Genomic DNA, 18,236 nt, shown 5'->3' on the forward strand with positions numbered 1-18,236 from the left:
AAGACCATGTTCCGTAACAGCACCATGCAACGCATCATTGCCTCCGCCCTGCTGGCCACTTTTGCCAGCAGCACGGTAGCGCCGGTAGTCGCTTTTGCTCAGACCCCAGCTCCCTTCACACTGCAGCCGCTGGCCGGCGCAACGGGCGGCAGCCAGCCCGGCGTGGACAGCAACGGCATCCCCACCGGCAAAGGCTGGCGGCGTCTCGCCGCAGCCACCGCAGCCAAGGCAGCTCCCGTGGCCGCGCCGACGCAGACCTATGGCTTTGCGCTGTCGCAGATGGAAGAGATGGCCAATAAATCGGATGCCGACCTGGCAGCCGGCCGCGGCGCCGATGCGCTGGCGCAGGTCAATGCACTGCGCGCGCAGTACCTGCGCCTGAGGAAGGAAGAGGCGGTGATGGCGCAGTCCTTTGCCGCCACCGAAGCGCACCTGCGCGCGGCAGGCCTGGCCAGCGGCGAAATCCTGGCGCGCCACCAGGCGGCGATGCAGGAATTCGGCGCCCGCAATGCGGAACTGAAAACTGCAATGGCTGCCCTCGATGCGGCAGCAGGCGGCAAGGGCGCGGTGCAAACTGCGCTGGCCGACCTGGCCAGGCTGATGAAACGCCATTCCAGCCTGCCGGGGCGGGGTGAGCAGGGCAAGGGCCATGCATGGGGCAAGAAGAAAAAGGCGCCGCCGGATGTTGCGATGACCGAGCGCCAGCACGAGAAGCGCTTCCCGCGCTCCGTGCTGCTGGCCGCCGCCGGTTCGCTGAGCGGCATTACGCTGCCGGATGCGATCCTGCCGCAAGCCGTGCAGCCGGGCGACCTGGCCGAGCAGGGTGAAGTCGTGCTGTCGCCGGCCGTGCGGGCGCTGGCGGCACAGCTGGGCAACAATCCGGTCGCCATCTACAACTGGGTACGCAACAACGTCGCTTATGCGCCGGGCTTCGGCGCCAGGCAGGACGCGGACGCCACGCTGCTGGCGCGCCGCGGCAGCGCCACCGACACCGCCAGCCTGTTGATCGCGCTCAACCGCGCCGCCGGCATCGCCTCGCGCTATGTATATGGCACCATTGAAGTCCCGGTCGCGAAAGTCAATAACTGGCTGGGCGTAGACAATGCCGCCGCCGCGCAGGCATTGCTGGCGCAGGCCGGCATCCCGAATCGCGCCGTGAGCCAGGCCGGCCAGGTGGGCGCCATCCAGCTTGAGCACGTGTGGGTGGAAGCGTTTGTCGACTTCTCGCCAAGCCGCGGTGGCGTCAACAAGGCGCCGGGCGCCTGGGTGCCACTGGACGCCAGCTTCAAGCAAATGGACAGCAAGCCGGGCCTGGACCTGGTCAATGCCGTCAGCCTGAATGAGACCGGACTGCTTGGCCAAGTGCGCCAGGGCGCCGTCTGTACCGCGGACTATGCGCAGAACCTGAACCTGGCAAACCTGCAAGCCGGTTATACCGACTATAAATCGCGCCTGAACAACTACCTGGGCCAGAAGGGTGCCGACCTGACGGTAGGCGATGTGCTGGGCAACCGCAGCATCGCCGCCCGCAACTACAGCATCCTGCTGGGCAGCCTGCCGTACACCAAGGTGGCGCAAGGCACCATTGTCAACACGCTGCCCGACAACCTGCGCTGGCAGCTGCGCCTGCAACTGTTTGCGGGGGCTGCGCAGCAGGCCGCCAATAGCCCAGCCGTCAGCTACAGCGGCAGCCTGGCTTCGGTTGCCAACAAACGCCTGACCCTGAGTTTCGTGCCGGCCAGCCAGGCCGATGCCGATGTGCTGGCGTCCTATATGCCAAAGCCGCACGCCGACGGCAGCCCGATCCAGCCGAACGAATTGCCGCTCGAAGTACCGGGCTACCTGGTGCGCGTGAAAGCGGAAATCCGTGCTGACGGCGCAGTCGTCGCCAGCGGCGGCAGCTTCGTGCTGGGCAGCGAGCTGGCTGGCAGCATCGCCAGCTTCGACCCCTCCAGCGGCGACTGGAACGAGTCGTCGTTCGGCGCGCACGCCGGCGACTACCACGCCATCGCGGTGGATGCGCAAGGCATCTCGGCCGGCCAACTTGCCGCCGTCAAGGCGCGCCTGAACGCCACCCAGGCCAAGCTGGCAGGCGGGCAGGGCGCCAGCCTGGCGCGCGACGACGTCAGCGGCGACCTGCTGTACCACGCTGCACTGGGCTACTTCGCCACGGTGGACGCCAATGCCGGCGTGTTCCAGCGCGCAGCGCGCGTGGTGGATGTACGCCAGCCGTCGTACGGCCGCGCGGTTGCGCAGGCCCAGCCCGAAATGGTGATGGGCATTGTCAACAAGGTGCGCTTCCCAGGCGTAGTGCTGGACATCGATCGCCTGGACAGCGCCGTAGCGCAGAACAGCGGCGGCCTGGCGCCATCGGCATATATCAAGCAAGCCAACGAGCGCAATGCCGCATACGGCCACCTGGTGCTGGCCAAGCTGTTCACCAGCGCACAAACGCCAGGCCAGGCAGCGTCGCCGGTTAAAGCACTGAATGCCGCCGCAAGCGCAGGCAGCAAAGTGTTTGCCGTGACCGGCGCCAACGCAGCGGCGATCCTGCCGCAGGTAGACATTGCCGCTACCGCAGCCGCCGACATCAGCAATGCCGCCGCAGCGGGCAGCCGCGTGCTGGTGGCACAAGGTCCGGTCAATATCGGCAACTGGAACGGTCACGGCCTGGCAATGCAAGATGCCAGCGGCGCCGGCAGCTATCGCCTGAATGGCGAGACCGGCTATGCCACTTCCGCCCTGTACCTGCCGAATGGCACCACCTGGCTGGCGCTGGCCAGCCCGCTGCAAGGCGCCGCCGCCGCGGTACCAGCCGCGCAAGCCGCGCAACCGGTCAACGATACGCTGGCCAGTGTGCTGGGCGAGGCCGGCAGCACCACCCGCTGGAGTTTCTATGCGGGCCAGGCCGACGTGGCCAGCGGCCTGTTCCTGGCACGCCTGGCCTCAGTGCAGGGCAGCAGTGCTTGCGACATCCTGGCCGGCACCATCGCCGCGGGACTGGACACCAGCGGTGGCTTCGATGCCGGCGCCGTCACCGGCGCCCCGGTCATTACCAGCGCCCCGGTCATCAGCGGCGGCGCCAACCAGCTGTATAACTATGCCGTGCTGGCCACCGATCCGAAGGGCGCGGCACTGGTGTACACATTGCGCGACGCGCCGACCGGCATGGCGATTTCCGCCGATGGCGTGATCAGCTGGAGCAAGCCGGTGTCGGGCACCTGGAACGTCACCGTGCGCGCCGACAACGGCCGCGCTTACGCAGAACAGCGCTACCAGCTGACTGTCGGCCAGGAAGTCCCGCTCGACGCCAGCCTGCGTATTGCGCCACAGGTCATCAACCTGGGCGAAACCGTGACCGTTGACGTGCTGAGCACCGGCGGCAGCGGCAACGTCACGCGCACCCTGTCCATCGACGGCCAGAACGTGCCGCTGACGGTCGAAGGCCATGCGGTCGTGACCGGTGCCGCCATTGGCGCGCACCAGATCACCGCCAGGGTCGCCGACAGCCAGGGCACCATCACCCGCGTTGGCACCTACAGCGTGCGTGACCCGGCAGACAGCAGCACGCCAGTGGCGCAGATTACCGCCCCGGTGGATGACGCCGAAGTGACGGCACCAGTCAACGTGACCGGTACCGCCACGGCTGCCAGCCTGGCCTACTACCAGCTGCTGCTGCGCCCTTCCGGCGGCAGCGCTTGGAGCGAGATTGCGCGCGGTACCAGCGCAGTGACCAACGGCGTGCTGGGCAAGCTTGATCCGACCCAGCTGGCAAACGGCATCTATGAGCTGGTGCTGAGCGTGGTCGACGCCAACGGCCGCCAGCAGACCCAGATGATCACCGTCGATATCTACCGCGACCTGAAAATCGGCCAGTTCGCACTGACGTATATCGACCTTGACCTGGAAGCTGCCGGCGTCCCAATCCGCGTCTCGCGTACCTACGATACTCGCCGCAAGGACGAGAAACTGGACTTTGGCTACGGCTGGAGCGTCGACTACCAGAACGTCCAGGTGCGCAAGAACATGGTGATTGGCTTGCAATGGGACGTCATTGCACGCTCAACCCAGCTCTTGTTGTGCATCGTGCCGGCTGGTAAGCGCAAGATAAACATTACCCTTCCTGACGGCAAAGTAGAGCGCTTCACCGCTGCCAATCGCCAGGAATGTGCGATGGGAACAATTCCACCAGTGGATGTCTACTTCACTCCGCTGCCGGGCACCACCAGCACGCTCGAAATCGTCAACGTGCCGAACCTGGTCGCCCAGGGTGGCCAACTGTTCGACATGGATGCGCTGGAGACCTGGAACCCCAAGCAATTCAAGCTTGTCACCGAAGATAACTTCAGCTACTACATCACAGAAGGCATCGGCATCGTACAGGTCAAGGATCCGGCCGGGAATACGCTGACCTATGGCCGTAATGGCATTCTGCACAGCGGCGGCCAGTCGGTCAGCTTCACCCGTGACGCGCAGAACCGTATAACGGCGGTGACCGATCCTTCCGGCAAAGCGATCACCTACAACTATGATGCGGCCGGCGACCTCGTGAAAGCCACCAACCGTGTCAATGCCGACTCGAGTTATGCCTATAACCGTGCGCATGGGCTGGTGCAGTACACGGATCCGAACGGGAATGTCGCTGCGCGCTACGTGTATGACGAAGAGGGCAGGCTGGTTGCTGCGTACGACGCAGAAGGCAAGGCAATCCAGTTGCAGCATGATGGTACGTCCAACCGCGAAACGATCACCGACCGCCGCGGCAACAAGACCGTCTACGCTTACGACGCCAAAGGGAATGTCACTGAGAAGATCGATGCGCTTGGAAATAAAACTAGCTTTGAGTACGACGCGCTTGGCAATGAATCGTCCCTGACCGATCCATTAGGCGGCCGTACCGCCCGCGTATTCAATCAGCGCACCGGCAAGCAGACCTCGGAAACCGACGCTGTCGGCAATGAAACGAAATGGGAATACGACAGCACTTCCGGCACTTATGTTGAGAAGATCGTCGACCCGAATGGCAATATAACCAGTTTCGGTTATTCCTTGATGGGGTCGCAGTCGGTGACCGAGCCGATGGGGCGGGTCAGTGCGGTCGGGTATGACGGCGCCCGCAATATGACTTCGGTGCGAGTGGCTGGTCGCAGCAGGACGTTCACCTATAACCTCAAGGGCACCCCGGCCACAGAGACCGACGGTGCCGGCACCAAGATAACTTACGGCTATAACACCAATAACCAGGAAACTAGCCGTAGCTGGACGGTCATTCAGGATGGTGCGCCCAAGACTTACACCATCACCCGCAAGCTGGATGCAGAAGGTCGTGCGATCGAGGAAACCGATGCCTTGGGCTTCGTGACCAAGACTGAATATAACGCCGGTGGGCAGGTGCTGGCAAAGGTCGACGCGCTTGGCCGCCGTACCAGCTTTGCTTACACGGTGCGCGGACAGGTCAGCAAGATCACTTATCCGGACGGCACCTCGGAGCTCAACGAGTACGACGCGGAGCGCAACCTTGTCGCCAGCACCGACCGGGCTGGCCGCGTCACGCGCCACGAATACGATGCATTGAACCGCCGCGCCAAGACAATTCTCCCGGATGGCGGCACGATCAACAGCGAGTATGACGCAGCAGGGCGCCTGGTGGGCGTGACCGACCAGTTGGGCCAGCGCACCGCTAACGGCTACGACGCGGCCGGCCGTCTGACCAGCCTTAAGACCCCGGGTGGCGCAGAGACCAAGTTCGAATACGACAAAAACGGCAACGTCTCCGTCATGACGGACGCCTCGGGCCGCGTAACGAAGTATGAGTACGACGGCCTGGATCGCCTGGTGAAGGCTTCGCTGCCGGATGGGAAGTTTGCTACGACGGTATGGACTGTGGCGAACACCAAGCAGTCTGAGAAAGACTACGCCGGCAATGAAAAGACCTACGAGTACGATGGCGCTTGGCGCCTGAAGAAAGTTACCATGACTGCCGCGGCCAGCGGCCAGGCGACTGTCTTCGAGTACGATGAGCTGGGCAATAAGACCAGCCAGACTGACGCCGAAGGGCGGGTCACGCGCTGGACCTATGATGGCAACGCCCGCATGACTGAACGCAAGCTGCCGGATGGGAAGTTGGAGCGCTTCGAATACGATGCCGCAGGCAACCAGACGGGCAAGACCGACTTCGCAGGCAAGGTGACACGTTTCGCTGTGGATGTTGTGGGCCGCACTGACATGGTAGTGCGCCCGGATGGCGGCACCATCAGTACGACGTACACCGCGACCGGCAAGCCTGCTGCCGTGACGCTGGCAGGCAAGGGGCTGGCTGCTGGTACGACGACATTTACTTACGATAATGCGGATCGCCTCGCGCGCCAGGCCAATCCGGATGGCGGCTTCATCGCTTACGAGTACGACCAGGTTGGCAATATCGTGGCCCGCTCCACCGCAGCTGGCACAGTGCGCTATAGCTTCGATAAACAGCGCCGCCTCGAGAAGGTGACCGATGTCGATGGCAAGGCAACTACCTACGAGTATGCGGCGGACGGCAAGCTGGCGACGGTAGCTACGCCGGACGGCATCACAGCGCGTTACAGCTACGATGCGAATGGCCGCCTGGTGCAGGGGCTGCAGTCCCGCGGCGACAATTCCATTGTGTTCGGCGTGCGGTACGTGCTTGATGCAAACGGCCGCCGCACCCAGATCGCGGAATTCGATGCAGGCAGCACGCTGGCCGGAGAAACACTGTCAAACCCTGTCGTGACGAATGATTTTGAGTTCGACGCCTATGGTCGTCTGACGCGTGAACAGGTCCATGCCCGCAACCCGGCTGCCGACAGTGATACGCAATACAAGTATGACAAGGTTGGCAACCGCATCGAGCGCACTCGTACAAGTGGCGCAGTGACTGCGATCACGAACTACAACTACGACAGCAACGACCGGCTGCTATCGGAAACGACGAGCACCGGCAGCAGCCGGATGGAGACCACCTATGCCTGGGACGCTAACGGCAACCTTCTGAGCAAAGCGGTAGGCGGGCTTCAAAACTTCTATGGCTGGGATGGCGATAATCGCCTGGTTGAAGTCAAACGGGGTACGTCCCAGGCCCAGGCCAGGACGGTCGCGCAATTTGCCTACGACGGCAATGGCAATCGTGTAGCGAAGGCCGAGTTTGGCGAGAATGGTGAAAAGACCAGGCAGACCACCTTCCTGGTTGATTCCACGTTCCCGTTTGCCCAGGTGCTGGAGCAAACGGAAGTTGCGGCAGACAGCACAGAGTCTACCCGTTATGTATGGGGCACCGAACTGATTCGTGAAGTCCGCGGCGGGCAGGGCACGTTCTACCACTCTGATCCGCACGGCAGCGTGCGGATCCTGACCGGCGACGACGGACAAGCAGCAGGGAGCTACCGCTACGATGCCTTCGGCCAGGTGCTGGAGCAAAGCGGCACGACGAATACTGCTTACCGTTATACCGGCGAATACTTCGATACGCTCGCAGGTCTGCAGTACAACCGTGCGCGCTGGGTTGACTTGGAAAGCGGCCGCTTTGTTTCCATGGACCGGTTTACCGGTGTCCCTAGCCAGCCGATTTCGCTGCATCGGTATGCGTATGCGAATGACGATCCGGTCAACATGGTTGACCCGAGCGGAAATGAAACGCTGGGCGGGCAGATGGCCGCATTGGACGGCCAGAGTTCGATGCAGAACAGCGCGGTCGCCGGGATCCGCCAGGCGTTCTCCCGCTTTGGCTGTGACCTGGGTGCTGCTATTGCAGAACAAGCGGTTGATTACGGCATCTACATCCTGATCGATATGGCGAGTGGAGGGCTGTATGTTGGCCAGTCGGTTGGCATCGAAAATCGCTTGCAGCAGCACATCGACGAAGCGGTCAAGAAAGGCAAGAACCTTTGGAAGGCGAACGCAAAGATCCTGATGCGTTTCAATGTCCCGGGCGGAAAGGAAGCATTGTTCAAGGTTGAACAGCTGGTCATGGATATCCTGGAAAAATCGGGCCACGACCTGTTGAACAAGAACCGTGCAATTGGACCCGACAATCCACTGAAGCGCGATTACAATGTCTTCAAAAAATTGATGTGTCCAAAGATTTGAGGGTTAGATGAGCGCTGAGATGTGTGAATTGAATGGGCAGCCCGGTCGTGTAATCCTGCGATTGTTCGACTGGGATGACGCAAGCCGCCAGGCTGTTGCACAATGGAAGTACGATGGCGTTGAGCCTAAAAGCGCCTTAGGCAGCTTCGAACCACTGGCTGATTTCGCTGACCGGGTGCATTGGCTGTACTACCCTGACGTCGATTCGTCGGCGGGCCTTGAGCGGTTGACGGCTGTGCGGCGCATTACCTTCGGGGACGAGCTGCCTCAGCCAAAATTTGACTTGCGCCAGTTACCAGCGCTGGAAGTCGTGCAGTGTGAGGATGCATCGGGCTTGGATAAACGGCACTTGAATCATCCGCGCCTGCGCTACCTGGACCTGGAAGGATTGAAAGTGTCCGATCTCACCTTCCTCTCGGAGGCGCAGGATCTGGAGGCAATGCGTTTGCGCCGCTGTGTCCTGACTGGTCTGAAGGGCAGCAAAGCACTGAACGGTCTCAGGGAATTGCGCCTGTTGGGCGCGAAGAAACTTGAAGATGTGTCGGAAATCGGCCAAGCGAGGAATCTTGAGATCCTCGAAATCGACGAGGCGAAGAAGCTGCGCGATATCAGCGCGGTTCATTCCCTTGAAAAACTGCGCTACCTGTTTATAGAAGCCGAGCAAGCAACGCAAACCGATTTGGCCTGGATCGCCAACATGCCGCTTCTGGAATGCGCCGGCTTGTGGTTGGAAACGCGGCAGATCGACTTCGCAATTTTGGCGAAGTCTCCCCGCCTGTATGACATCTTGCTGGAAACGCATGCCGGGTTTGATTTGCCTGACGATGCTGCCCTGGTCCCGGTGTTGCAATCCCATGGCAAGCGTGTGCTCAAGGTGACGAGGTTCCCGAAAGCCCTGAGGCCATCGATCAGGATCGAGTTTTCACCGCCCTGCGACTTGGCGGACGCAAAGCCATTGCAGGCATATCAGACAAAGCTGCTAGCCAATCCCAACGTCGACTGATGAGCAATTCGGTGCCAAGATTGTGGCCGCCATCGAATTGAAGGTAAGGATCCTGGGGCAGGGGGCCGATAAACCCCTATCGCTTGCCGGTGAAGGAATAAGGTGCGGCGTGATTTTCTGTGACTTTTTCCGTCAGGCAATGACAATATAATCATCGGAATTTGCCGTACTGCGGCTTTTCAGTGAAGGTGATTCATGCATGTCCTGATCATATTGGGAATCGTTGTGCTGCTGGTTGTGCTGTTCTATAAGTCGACCAACCAGTACGTTCAGCCAGCCGGTGCGCAAAGCCCGCCGCCGGCGCAAGCCATGGGCGGCAACGCGCCGCCGGTGCAGATCGGCTGGGTGTCCAACGGCAAGCTGTTCGTACAGGGCGGCTACGGTACGGTGCAGGAAATTACCAGCCCCTACGCGCAGCAGGCGATGGAGCGCGCAGAGCGCAGCCGCGAAAAGAATGCTTGGAAAAAGGACACGGCCTTCGGCGTCGCCGCGCAGGGCAACTACCGTGATTTCGAGCGCCATACCGATCCTTTCCTGATCTCGTCGGCCTTGTTTATTGGCGAGGGCAAGCTGCTGTACTTTCAGGCCGACCATGGCATGGGTGGCTTGTTCTCTTACGATATCGCCAGCGGCCATGAAGAACGTTTGCTGCACCGCCAGCAATTGCAGCTTGATGACTTGTGCCTGTCGCCGTCCGGCGAGACCATCGTGTGCACGCTGCATGGGCGCGGTGGCGTCAGCCATATCGCCACCATGCGCAGCAACGGCGATGGCTTGCGCGAACTGACCGGCGGCGACACGATCGACTCGGCGCCGACGCCGGTGCCGGGCGATGAAGCCACCGTGATTTACCAGTCGGCAGCGATCGGACGTGACCAGCATGGCGGCTGGGCTGCGACCGGCCATGTGACGCTGCAGGAATTGAATGCTGCGACCGGCCGCATTACGCCAGTGCTGGAGGACCCGCGCTACGATTTCCTGTCGCCCCGCGTGGCGCCGGATGGTGCGCTGTTCTTCATACGCCGCCCATATGAACTGCCGCAGTACAACGCGGGAAATGTCGCCCTCGATACGCTGTTCTTCCCATTCCGCTTGCTGCGCGCAGTGTTCCATTACCTGAACTTCTTCTCGCTGATGTACTCGCGCAAGCCGTTGACCGGTGCGGGCGGCATGCCGACGCAGGCGGATATGAAGGACATCGTCCTGCAGGGCAAACGTATCGATGCGGAACGCGCGCTGCGCAAGGAAGCCAGCATTGGCGGGATTCCTTCGCTGGTGCCATCCTCGTGGCAACTGGTGCGCCGCACGCGCGCCGGCGCCGAGTCCGTCGTTGCCAGCAATGTCAGCTCTTTCGATATCACGCCAAACGGCACCATCGTCTACAGCAATGGCCGCGGCCTGTTTGCACTGGATGCGCAGGGCCGTTCCTCGCTGATGTCGCAGGGCGACCTGGTCGGGGCAGTGCTGGTGCATGATAAGATGCCTGCATGAAACAGCTTGAGCCGAAGTTCCGCTGCACGGGGTGTGACCGGGGTGTATTGAATCGCAGTGTGGCGCGTTGCCTGTACTGCGGCGCGGATTTGCCGGCCGAGGCCAGGCTTGCGCCCGAACAGGTCGCACAGCGCGATGCAGAACATGTGCGCCTGGAGGCCAACCGCGCGCGCCTGGCGCAGTACCAGCCTCCGCGCGTGCAGGCGGAAGGCAGCAAGGCGGCGGACGTCGTCGATGGCATGGCGACGGGGCTCGATGTCATTGATCTGATTGGCGATGGCCTCTCGCTGGTGGGGAAGCTGCTGGACTAAAACATATTGCTTTGATAATGACGACATGGCACGATACTGATCCCGCCATGCCATTCATTAAAGGAGCTGTCATGTCCCTGCGCATCAACGATACCGCACCAAATTTCAAAGCCCAGACCACCAAGGGTCCGATCGATTTCCATGAGTGGATTGGCGACCAGTGGGCCGTCCTGTTCTCGCACCCGAAGGATTTCACGCCTGTCTGCACCACGGAGCTGGGCTACATGGCCAAGATCGAGCCGGAATTCACCAAACGGAATACCAGGATTATCGGCCTGTCGATCGACCCGGTTGAAAACCACAGCAAGTGGGCCAGCGACATTGAAGAGACCCAGGGCGCCAAGGTGAACTACCCGATGATCGGCGACACGGACCTGCAGGTTGCGAAACTGTACAACATGCTGCCGGCCGAGGAGCCAGGTTCTTCGGATGGCCGCACCGCTGCCACCAATGCAACCGTGCGTTCGGTGTTTATCGTCGGCCCGGACAAGAAGATCAAGCTGATGCTGACGTATCCGATGACCACCGGCCGTAATTTCGACGAGATCCTGCGCGTGCTGGATTCGATGCAGCTGACTGCCAAGCACAAAGTGGCTACGCCGGTGAACTGGAAGGATGGGGAAGATGTGATTATCGCCGGCTCGGTGAGCGATGATGATGCCAAGAACCTGTTCCCAGGCGGCTGGAAAGCGCCCAAGCCTTACCTGCGGATCGTTAAGCAGCCTTCCTGATAGAAATGTCCCTTTTGGGGTCAGGAACGAAAGTGGACATTGTCCACCTTCGTTCCTGACCCCGAAGTGGACATTTAGAGTGCGTCGGCGCCAGGTGCGCCGAACAGTTGCTCTTTGAGGTGGTGCAATTGATCCCGCACCTGCGCTGCCTTCTCGAACTCCAGGTTCTTCGCATGGTCGAGCATGAGCTTCTCGAGCCGCTTGATCTCTTTGCTGATCTGCTTCTCGCTCATGGCCTCGTACTTCGCCGCTTCCTCGGCAACTTCCAGCTGCTCGCGTGCCGCTGAGCTGTAGACGCCATCGATCATGTCCTTGATGATCTTCTTCACGCCGCGCGGCACAATGCCCATCTTCTCGTTATAGGCAATCTGCTTGGCCCGGCGCCGCTCGGTTTCATCGATCGCGCGCTTCATCGAGTCGGTCATATTGTCCGCATAGAGCAGGGCGACACCATTCAGGTTACGCGCCGCACGGCCGATGGTCTGGATCAATGAACGCTCCGAACGCAGGAAGCCTTCCTTGTCGGCGTCGAGAATCGCCACCAGCGACACCTCAGGCAAATCCAGGCCCTCGCGCAGCAGGTTAATCCCCACCAGCACATCGAAGGTACCGATACGCAGGTCGCGCAGGATTTCCACGCGCTCGACCGTTTCCACATCGCTGTGCAGGTAGCGCACCTTGATGCCGTGGTCGCCCAGGTATTCGGTGAGTTGCTCCGACATGCGTTTGGTCAGCGTGGTCACCAGCACGCGTTCGTTCTTTTCGATGCGGTCGTTGATCTCGCCCAGCAGGTCGTCGACCTGGGTGCGGGCAGGGCGTACGATCACCAGCGGGTCGACCAGGCCGGTCGGGCGCACCACCTGCTCGACCACGGCGCCGGCATTCTTCTTCTCATACTCGGCAGGCGTGGCGGAAACGAACACGGTCTGCCGCATCTTGGATTCGAATTCCTCGAACTTCAGCGGGCGATTGTCCAGTGCCGACGGCAGGCGGAAGCCGTAATCGACCAGGTTGGTCTTGCGTGAACGGTCGCCGTTGTACATGGCCGAAAACTGGCCGATCAGTACGTGCGATTCGTCCAGGAACATCAGCGCATCGCGCGGCAGGTAGTCGACCAGGGTTGGCGGCGGCTCGCCTGGCTTGGCTCCGGACAGGTGGCGCGAATAGTTCTCGATGCCTTTGGTGAAGCCGACTTCCGCCATCATCTCCAGGTCAAAGCGCGTGCGCTGTTCCAGGCGCTGCTCTTCAATCAGCTTGTTCTCGCGGCGGAAGAAATCCAGGCGGTCGCGCAATTCTTCCTTGATGGTCTCGATCGCGCGCAGCACGGTGGCGCGCGGCGTCACATAGTGCGAGCCAGGATAAACGGTGAAGCGCGGGATCTTCTGCTTGACCTTGCCGGTCAGTGGGTCGAACAGCTGGATCGATTCCAGCTCGTCGTCGAACATCTCCAGGCGCACCGCCAGGTCGGCGTGTTCGGCCGGGAAAATGTCGATGGTATCGCCGCGCACGCGGAAGGTGCCGCGGCCGAAGTCCATCTCATTGCGCGTGTATTGCATCTGGATCAGGCGCGCGATGATGTCGCGTTGCGACACGCGGTCCTTGGCGCGCAGCGTCAGGATCATCTGGTGGTATTCGTTAGGGTTACCGATACCGTAAATCGCCGACACGGTGGCCACGATCACCACGTCGCGCCGTTCCATCAGCGACTTGGTGCAGGACAGGCGCATCTGCTCGATGTGCTCATTGATCGACGAATCTTTTTCAATGAACAGGTCGCGCTGCGGCACGTAGGCTTCCGGCTGGTAGTAATCGTAGTACGACACAAAGTACTCGACCGCATTCTCCGGGAAGAACTCACGGAATTCGGAATACAACTGTGCGGCCAAGGTCTTGTTCGGCGCGAACACAATGGCCGGGCGCCCCTTGCGCGCAATCACATTGGCCATGGTGTAGGTCTTGCCGGAACCGGTCACGCCGAGCAGGGTCTGGAACGACAAACCGTCGTCGATCCCCTCGCACAGCGCATCAATGGCGGTCGGCTGGTCGCCGGCCGGAGGGAAGGGTTGGTGCAGCCGGTACGGCGAATCTGGGAAAGTGATAACTTCCGCTGCCGGAGCGGCTGTATTTTGGGAATCAGACATTAATGCAGACCTTTGATAGAATATGCGATTGTCGGCGGCCCTGACCGGATATTCTTCGGGTGCCGGCTTGTTCTTGCTTCGACCCGCCCCGAAACGTTACCAATCTGACCATGACGAACTCTTCCGTTTTCAGCGCCATCGAGATGGCCCCGCGCGACCCGATCCTCGGCATCACCGAAGCCTTTAATGCGGACACTAACCCAGCGAAAATTAACCTGGGCGTAGGTGTCTATTATGACGACAATGGCAAAGTGCCGCTGCTGAAGTGCGTGGAAAAGGCGGAAGCGATCCTGATCGAACAGCACGCCCCGCGTACCTACCTGCCAATCGAAGGCCTGGCGGCCTACGACAAGGCTGTGCAAGAGCTGGTATTTGGTGCCGACAGCGCCGTAATTCAAGAGAAACGTGCAGTGACCGTGCAGGCACTGGGCGGTACCGGCGCGCTGAAAATCGGCGCCGACTTCCTGAAGCGCTTTTCGCCGGATTCCGAGGTTTACATCAGCAACCCAAGCTGGGAAAACCACCGCGCGCTGTTCGAAAGCGCCGGCTTCAAGGTCAGCAACTACGCTTACTACGACGAGACCACCCATGGCGTGAATTTCGCCGCCATGCTGGCTGCGCTGAAGGCCATGCCGCGCGGCGCCATCGTCGTGCTGCACGCCTGCTGCCACAACCCGACCGGCGCCGACCTGACCCAGTCGCAGTGGGACGAGGTGATCGCGGCTGTCGTCGCCGGCGGCCTGGTGCCGTTCCTGGACATGGCTTACCAGGGCTTCGGCGCTGGCATCGCGGAAGATGGCGCCGTAGTGCGCCGCTTCGCCGCTACCGGCGTTGCGCTGCTGGTGTCGAACTCCTTCTCCAAGTCGTTCTCGCTGTACGGCGAGCGCGTGGGCGCCCTGAGCGTGGTGGCAGCTTCCGCGGAAGAGGCTTCGCGCTTGCTGTCGCAACTGAAGCGCGTAGTGCGCACCAACTACTCCAACCCACCGGTCCACGGCGGCAAGGTCGTGGCAACCGCCCTGGCAACCCCGGAACTGCGCCAGATGTGGGAAGATGAACTGGCCGGCATGCGCGTGCGCATCAAGGAAATGCGCGAAACCTTCGTGCAGAAACTGAAAGCCAAGGCTCCGGGCCACGATTTCGACTTCGTGCGTGAGCAGATTGGCATGTTCTCGTACTCCGGCCTGACCAAGGAGCAGGTGGGCAAGCTGCGCGAACAGTCGATCTACGCTGTGGACACCGGCCGCATTTGCGTGGCTGCGCTGAACTCGAAGAATATTGATGTGGTAGTTGACGCCATCGCCAAGGTACTTTAATATGCTGCTCTCTGATCGCAACGCGGTCAGAGAATGATCCCTGATAGCTCAGTCGGTAGAGCGACGGACTGTTAATCCGCAGGTCCCTGGTTCGAGTCCAGGTCGGGGAGCCAGAATATAGAAAAGCCCAGCCTTAACCGGTTGGGCTTTTTGCATTCCAACGCACTGTATTTCCTTCTGTTCGTGATGCAGCACCGGATGCCTGGCTATCAGATACCCTGGCCGGCTCTCGCGCTGTATGTGGTCTATATACCATTATTGATTGCTAACTACCGTCTCGCCTGGAAGTAGGCATTTGCAAAGAGCTGGTTGACGAGCACAATTGGCGCAGTTCCCGGCCAAGGAAAAAGCGCGCGGCCGGACCCTGCCGCACCTTCCGGTTTATTTGAAGGCCTGCAATCTCAACGAAAATTTCAGGCCGTACGGGTTGAAGGTGTTAGTTCCGGGCTCGTACTGGAGCATGGGCGGAGTAGGAGTTGATTTCGTCGAATACCTCACGATTGACGGCAGGGTGGATACCGGCGGCTGTGCAAGCCTTGACAAGCCGTTACCCGACAATGTGCGGAACATGCTGGAACGCGGCGGGATGGTGTTCTTGAGGTTCCCGCCAACCGGGCGCTTCATGCTGGACTGGCAGGTTGAGGGCAAGGAGATCCACCTGGTGCCGCGGGCCACCGGAACGTTGAAAATCCAGCTCTAGTGCGAAACGTGGTGCGCAAGTTCAACAGTGCGCGCCACCAACAGTTGTTTGCGGTAAAGTTGCGAGAAAAATAATCATTCATTTCCGCAATAGAGATTGCCGCGACACGATGCTGATCAGCCCTCCATTCTTACCCGCCCGCGCAGCCGCGGTTGCGGATCGCACATACGTTGAAAACGCGATGCCCGTGGCGGCAACCAATTGCCCCGGAACCTCGATCTCCGAAGGCAGCTTTCCCGTCAGCCTGAACCTCGGATGGCATGGCGGGACGCACGTGCACGTGCCGACCGCCACGCCAGTGCTGCCGGCGCGCGCCATTGCCGACGGCGAGATTGTGTTCGCGCGCCGGCCGACAGCGGCAAATGCGGATGCTGCCCATGCGCAGAACTACAATCCTTACGGCGAGACCGCGGCATGGACGGACAATGGCATGGTCATCATCCGCCACGTCACCGACATTGGCGATGGCGCCAATGCGACTGATGTGACCTATTACTCGCTCATCGCCCACCTGTCTTCGCTCAGCGCAGCCTGCGGACGTGTGGCGGATGGTACGGCGACTCCCGCGCAAAGGCGTATCTCGCGCAAGGACGAAATTGGCGCTGCGGGCAGGGTGTATGGCGCGGCCGATCACGTCCATGTCGAAATCCTGTGCGACGACGTCGCCCTGCGCCGTCTTGCCGGGCGCATCACCGGCGACCTGGCTGTCACGGCGCATGGACGGCGCGACGCGGTCTATGGCGAGATTTATTACTACCTGCCGGCAGGGACAGGGTTTTTCCAGAATGAGCCCGCGGCAAACCGAACTACGCCAGCCGGGGCGGCCGCATATACGTCGACCGATCCTTTGATCATCGGCATACGCTTTGGTGAAGGCGATGGCAACCATCCCGGCGATATGACGTTGACTACTTACAAGCTGGATGGCGCGACAGTTGGCGCAGCGGCGATCAGGGTAGCCGATGCTGAATACGAGTTGCTGATACGCGCTACAGCCATCAGGGCTGCTTTCCCTGCAACGGGCGCGCGGCCAACAATCAGTGCCGTTTACGACTTGCTTCGTTTCGGCCGTATCATCGGTCCCGATGCGCTGACGCCTGCCACCACGCCGCATTGGCGCCAGGTCAATTATCCCGGCGGCAGCGGATGGGTAAACCTGAACGCGGAACACGTCTTCAAATTCAGCGATGCCGATTTCCCTCATTGGCGCGGCTGGAAATTCATCGATGACGACGTCGACGATAACAGCCAAAGCAACTCCGCGCTGCTGGTAGCGCGCATCGAGGACGCAGCCAACGCCGATGGCAGGTTGACGCGCGACGAGTTGATACGCCAGATGTCGCTGCCGGCCGTGCGCAAGGCATTGTCGCGTACTGTTTGCAAATTCCCGAGTGAATGGAACCGCGACACCATCGCGGCGCGCTGGGGCTGGCTGCAAACCGATCCGGATGCCGGCCTTTCCGCCGAAGACTGGGCGACCTTCCAGCAGCATGTCAGTGCACTGACTGTTCCTGCTGCCGACTTGCCGGTGCCGCTGCGCGGCGCGCACTGGCATTTCCATCCGCAGGAATTCATCGCGCACATGCGCCAATGCAGTTGGCTGAGCGCAGCCGAAATGGCGCTGACGCTGCCGAAGCACATGTTCTACAACGCCACGGGTAATCCGCGCACCGCGATTACCACTGCCGGTGCAACCTATACGCTGACGCGGCAGACTGCAACGACGCGCATGGCGACGCACAGGACGCCATTGAACGTCTGTATTCGCCGCTATATCGGCAGCAGCCGCAAGCGCCTGGCAATCTTCATCGCGCAGGTCACGCTGGAGACGGCGCAATGGCGCAGCGGCGGCAATATGTGCCGCCTGATGCATGAGTGGTATTACGGGCAGCATTCGTCGGCCAATCCGGCCACGCAGTACTACACGGCCTTCTATGGCCGCGGCATCATGCAGCTTACCTGGGCCGGCAATTACAAGGAGTATGGCGAGTTCCGCGCCTTGCCGAACCATACGGGGGCGTATGTCGAGCGCCTTACGCCTGCGTCGCATCGCATTACGGCGACTTCCCGGCATTACCTGTCCAACCCAAACGACGGCGGTACGCTGATCACGTGGAGCCCGCGTTTTGATCCGGACTTTATCGGGGAAGATCCGCATTCTGCCTGCGATTCGGGAGGGTATTATTGGATCAGCAAGCACTTCGATGGCCACACCAATATCAACCGGGCCTGCGATGCTGCGTTTACAACGACGGTTGTCGGGCGCGTCAATCGCCTGGTCAATGGCGGCGGCAATGGCTATTACGAGCGGCAGGCATACGCCGCTTACCTGATGCGCTACCTGACGGAAGACGTATCAGTCGACGTGACGCGCCAGATTACCCTGCCGGCGCCAAAGAACGCTATCACTGTGAATTTTTCAAGGACATGACATGCAAGG

General features: G+C 61.0%; 9 protein-coding genes and 1 tRNA gene. 9 read left to right on the forward strand and 1 reads right to left on the reverse strand.

Annotated elements, in window-relative coordinates; all coding sequences use genetic code 11:
- The first annotated feature begins 6 nt into the window (after positions 1 to 6).
- The 5 genes from ASE26_RS02265 (at position 7) to ASE26_RS02285 (ending at position 11,642) form a co-directional block, all read left to right on the forward strand.
- Positions 7 to 8,106, forward strand: a complete 8,100-nt coding sequence (locus ASE26_RS02265) for an RHS repeat-associated core domain-containing protein (protein ID WP_057245511.1) — start codon at positions 7 to 9, stop codon at positions 8,104 to 8,106.
- Positions 8,107 to 8,113: 7 nt separating this feature from the next.
- The gene (locus ASE26_RS02270) at positions 8,114 to 9,109 is read left to right on the forward strand and encodes a hypothetical protein (protein ID WP_055931666.1); all 996 of its coding nucleotides are present in this window, start codon (positions 8,114 to 8,116) and stop codon (positions 9,107 to 9,109) included.
- Positions 9,110 to 9,304: 195 nt separating this feature from the next.
- A complete protein-coding gene (locus ASE26_RS02275; RefSeq protein ID WP_055931669.1) occupies positions 9,305 to 10,600 on the forward strand; it encodes a hypothetical protein in 1,296 nt (431 codons plus the stop codon).
- 59 nt (positions 10,601 to 10,659) lie between these two features.
- Entirely contained in the window at positions 10,660 to 10,911 is a 252-nt protein-coding gene (locus ASE26_RS02280; protein WP_055931672.1) for a hypothetical protein, read from the forward strand.
- Positions 10,912 to 10,982: 71 nt separating this feature from the next.
- Positions 10,983 to 11,642, forward strand: a complete 660-nt coding sequence (locus ASE26_RS02285; RefSeq protein ID WP_055931677.1) for a peroxiredoxin — start codon at positions 10,983 to 10,985, stop codon at positions 11,640 to 11,642.
- A gap of 74 nt (positions 11,643 to 11,716) precedes the next feature.
- Here ASE26_RS02285 and uvrB read toward each other — a convergent pair whose 3' ends face one another.
- Positions 11,717 to 13,783, reverse strand: coding sequence for an excinuclease ABC subunit UvrB (uvrB, locus tag ASE26_RS02290; protein WP_055931680.1), 2,067 nt, complete (start codon positions 13,781 to 13,783; stop codon positions 11,717 to 11,719).
- Between the two features lie 110 nt (positions 13,784 to 13,893).
- Between uvrB and ASE26_RS02295 the strand changes: the two genes are divergently transcribed.
- The 4 genes from ASE26_RS02295 (at position 13,894) to ASE26_RS02310 (ending at position 18,227) form a co-directional block, all read left to right on the forward strand.
- Positions 13,894 to 15,096, forward strand: a complete 1,203-nt coding sequence (locus ASE26_RS02295; protein ID WP_057245513.1) for an amino acid aminotransferase — start codon at positions 13,894 to 13,896, stop codon at positions 15,094 to 15,096.
- A gap of 37 nt (positions 15,097 to 15,133) precedes the next feature.
- Positions 15,134 to 15,209: transfer RNA gene (locus tag ASE26_RS02300), tRNA-Asn, on the forward strand.
- A gap of 209 nt (positions 15,210 to 15,418) precedes the next feature.
- Positions 15,419 to 15,796, forward strand: coding sequence for a hypothetical protein (locus ASE26_RS02305; RefSeq protein ID WP_055931686.1), 378 nt, complete (start codon positions 15,419 to 15,421; stop codon positions 15,794 to 15,796).
- 181 nt (positions 15,797 to 15,977) lie between these two features.
- Positions 15,978 to 18,227 (forward strand): M23 family metallopeptidase, encoded by a 2,250-nt coding sequence (locus tag ASE26_RS02310; protein WP_057245514.1) that lies wholly within the window; start codon positions 15,978 to 15,980, stop codon positions 18,225 to 18,227.
- Positions 18,228 to 18,236: the final 9 nt, after the last annotated feature.

Origin of the sequence: Duganella sp. Root198D2 (genome assembly GCF_001428585.1) — a bacterium.
Taxonomy (GTDB): Bacteria; Pseudomonadota; Gammaproteobacteria; order Burkholderiales; family Burkholderiaceae_D; genus Rugamonas.

Excerpts from the sequence above, each read along its gene's own strand:
- uvrB (WP_055931680.1), bottom strand. The coding sequence starts at position 13,783 with ATGTCTGATTCCCAAAATACAGCCGCTCCGGCAGCGGAAGTTATCACT.
- ASE26_RS02285 (WP_055931677.1), top strand. The coding sequence starts at position 10,983 with ATGTCCCTGCGCATCAACGATACCGCACCAAATTTCAAAGCCCAGACC.
- ASE26_RS02275 (WP_055931669.1), top strand. The coding sequence starts at position 9,305 with ATGCATGTCCTGATCATATTGGGAATCGTTGTGCTGCTGGTTGTGCTG.
- ASE26_RS02265 (WP_057245511.1), top strand. The coding sequence starts at position 7 with ATGTTCCGTAACAGCACCATGCAACGCATCATTGCCTCCGCCCTGCTG.
- ASE26_RS02295 (WP_057245513.1), top strand. The coding sequence starts at position 13,894 with ATGACGAACTCTTCCGTTTTCAGCGCCATCGAGATGGCCCCGCGCGAC.
- ASE26_RS02310 (WP_057245514.1), top strand. The coding sequence starts at position 15,978 with ATGCCCGTGGCGGCAACCAATTGCCCCGGAACCTCGATCTCCGAAGGC.
- ASE26_RS02270 (WP_055931666.1), top strand. The coding sequence starts at position 8,114 with ATGAGCGCTGAGATGTGTGAATTGAATGGGCAGCCCGGTCGTGTAATC.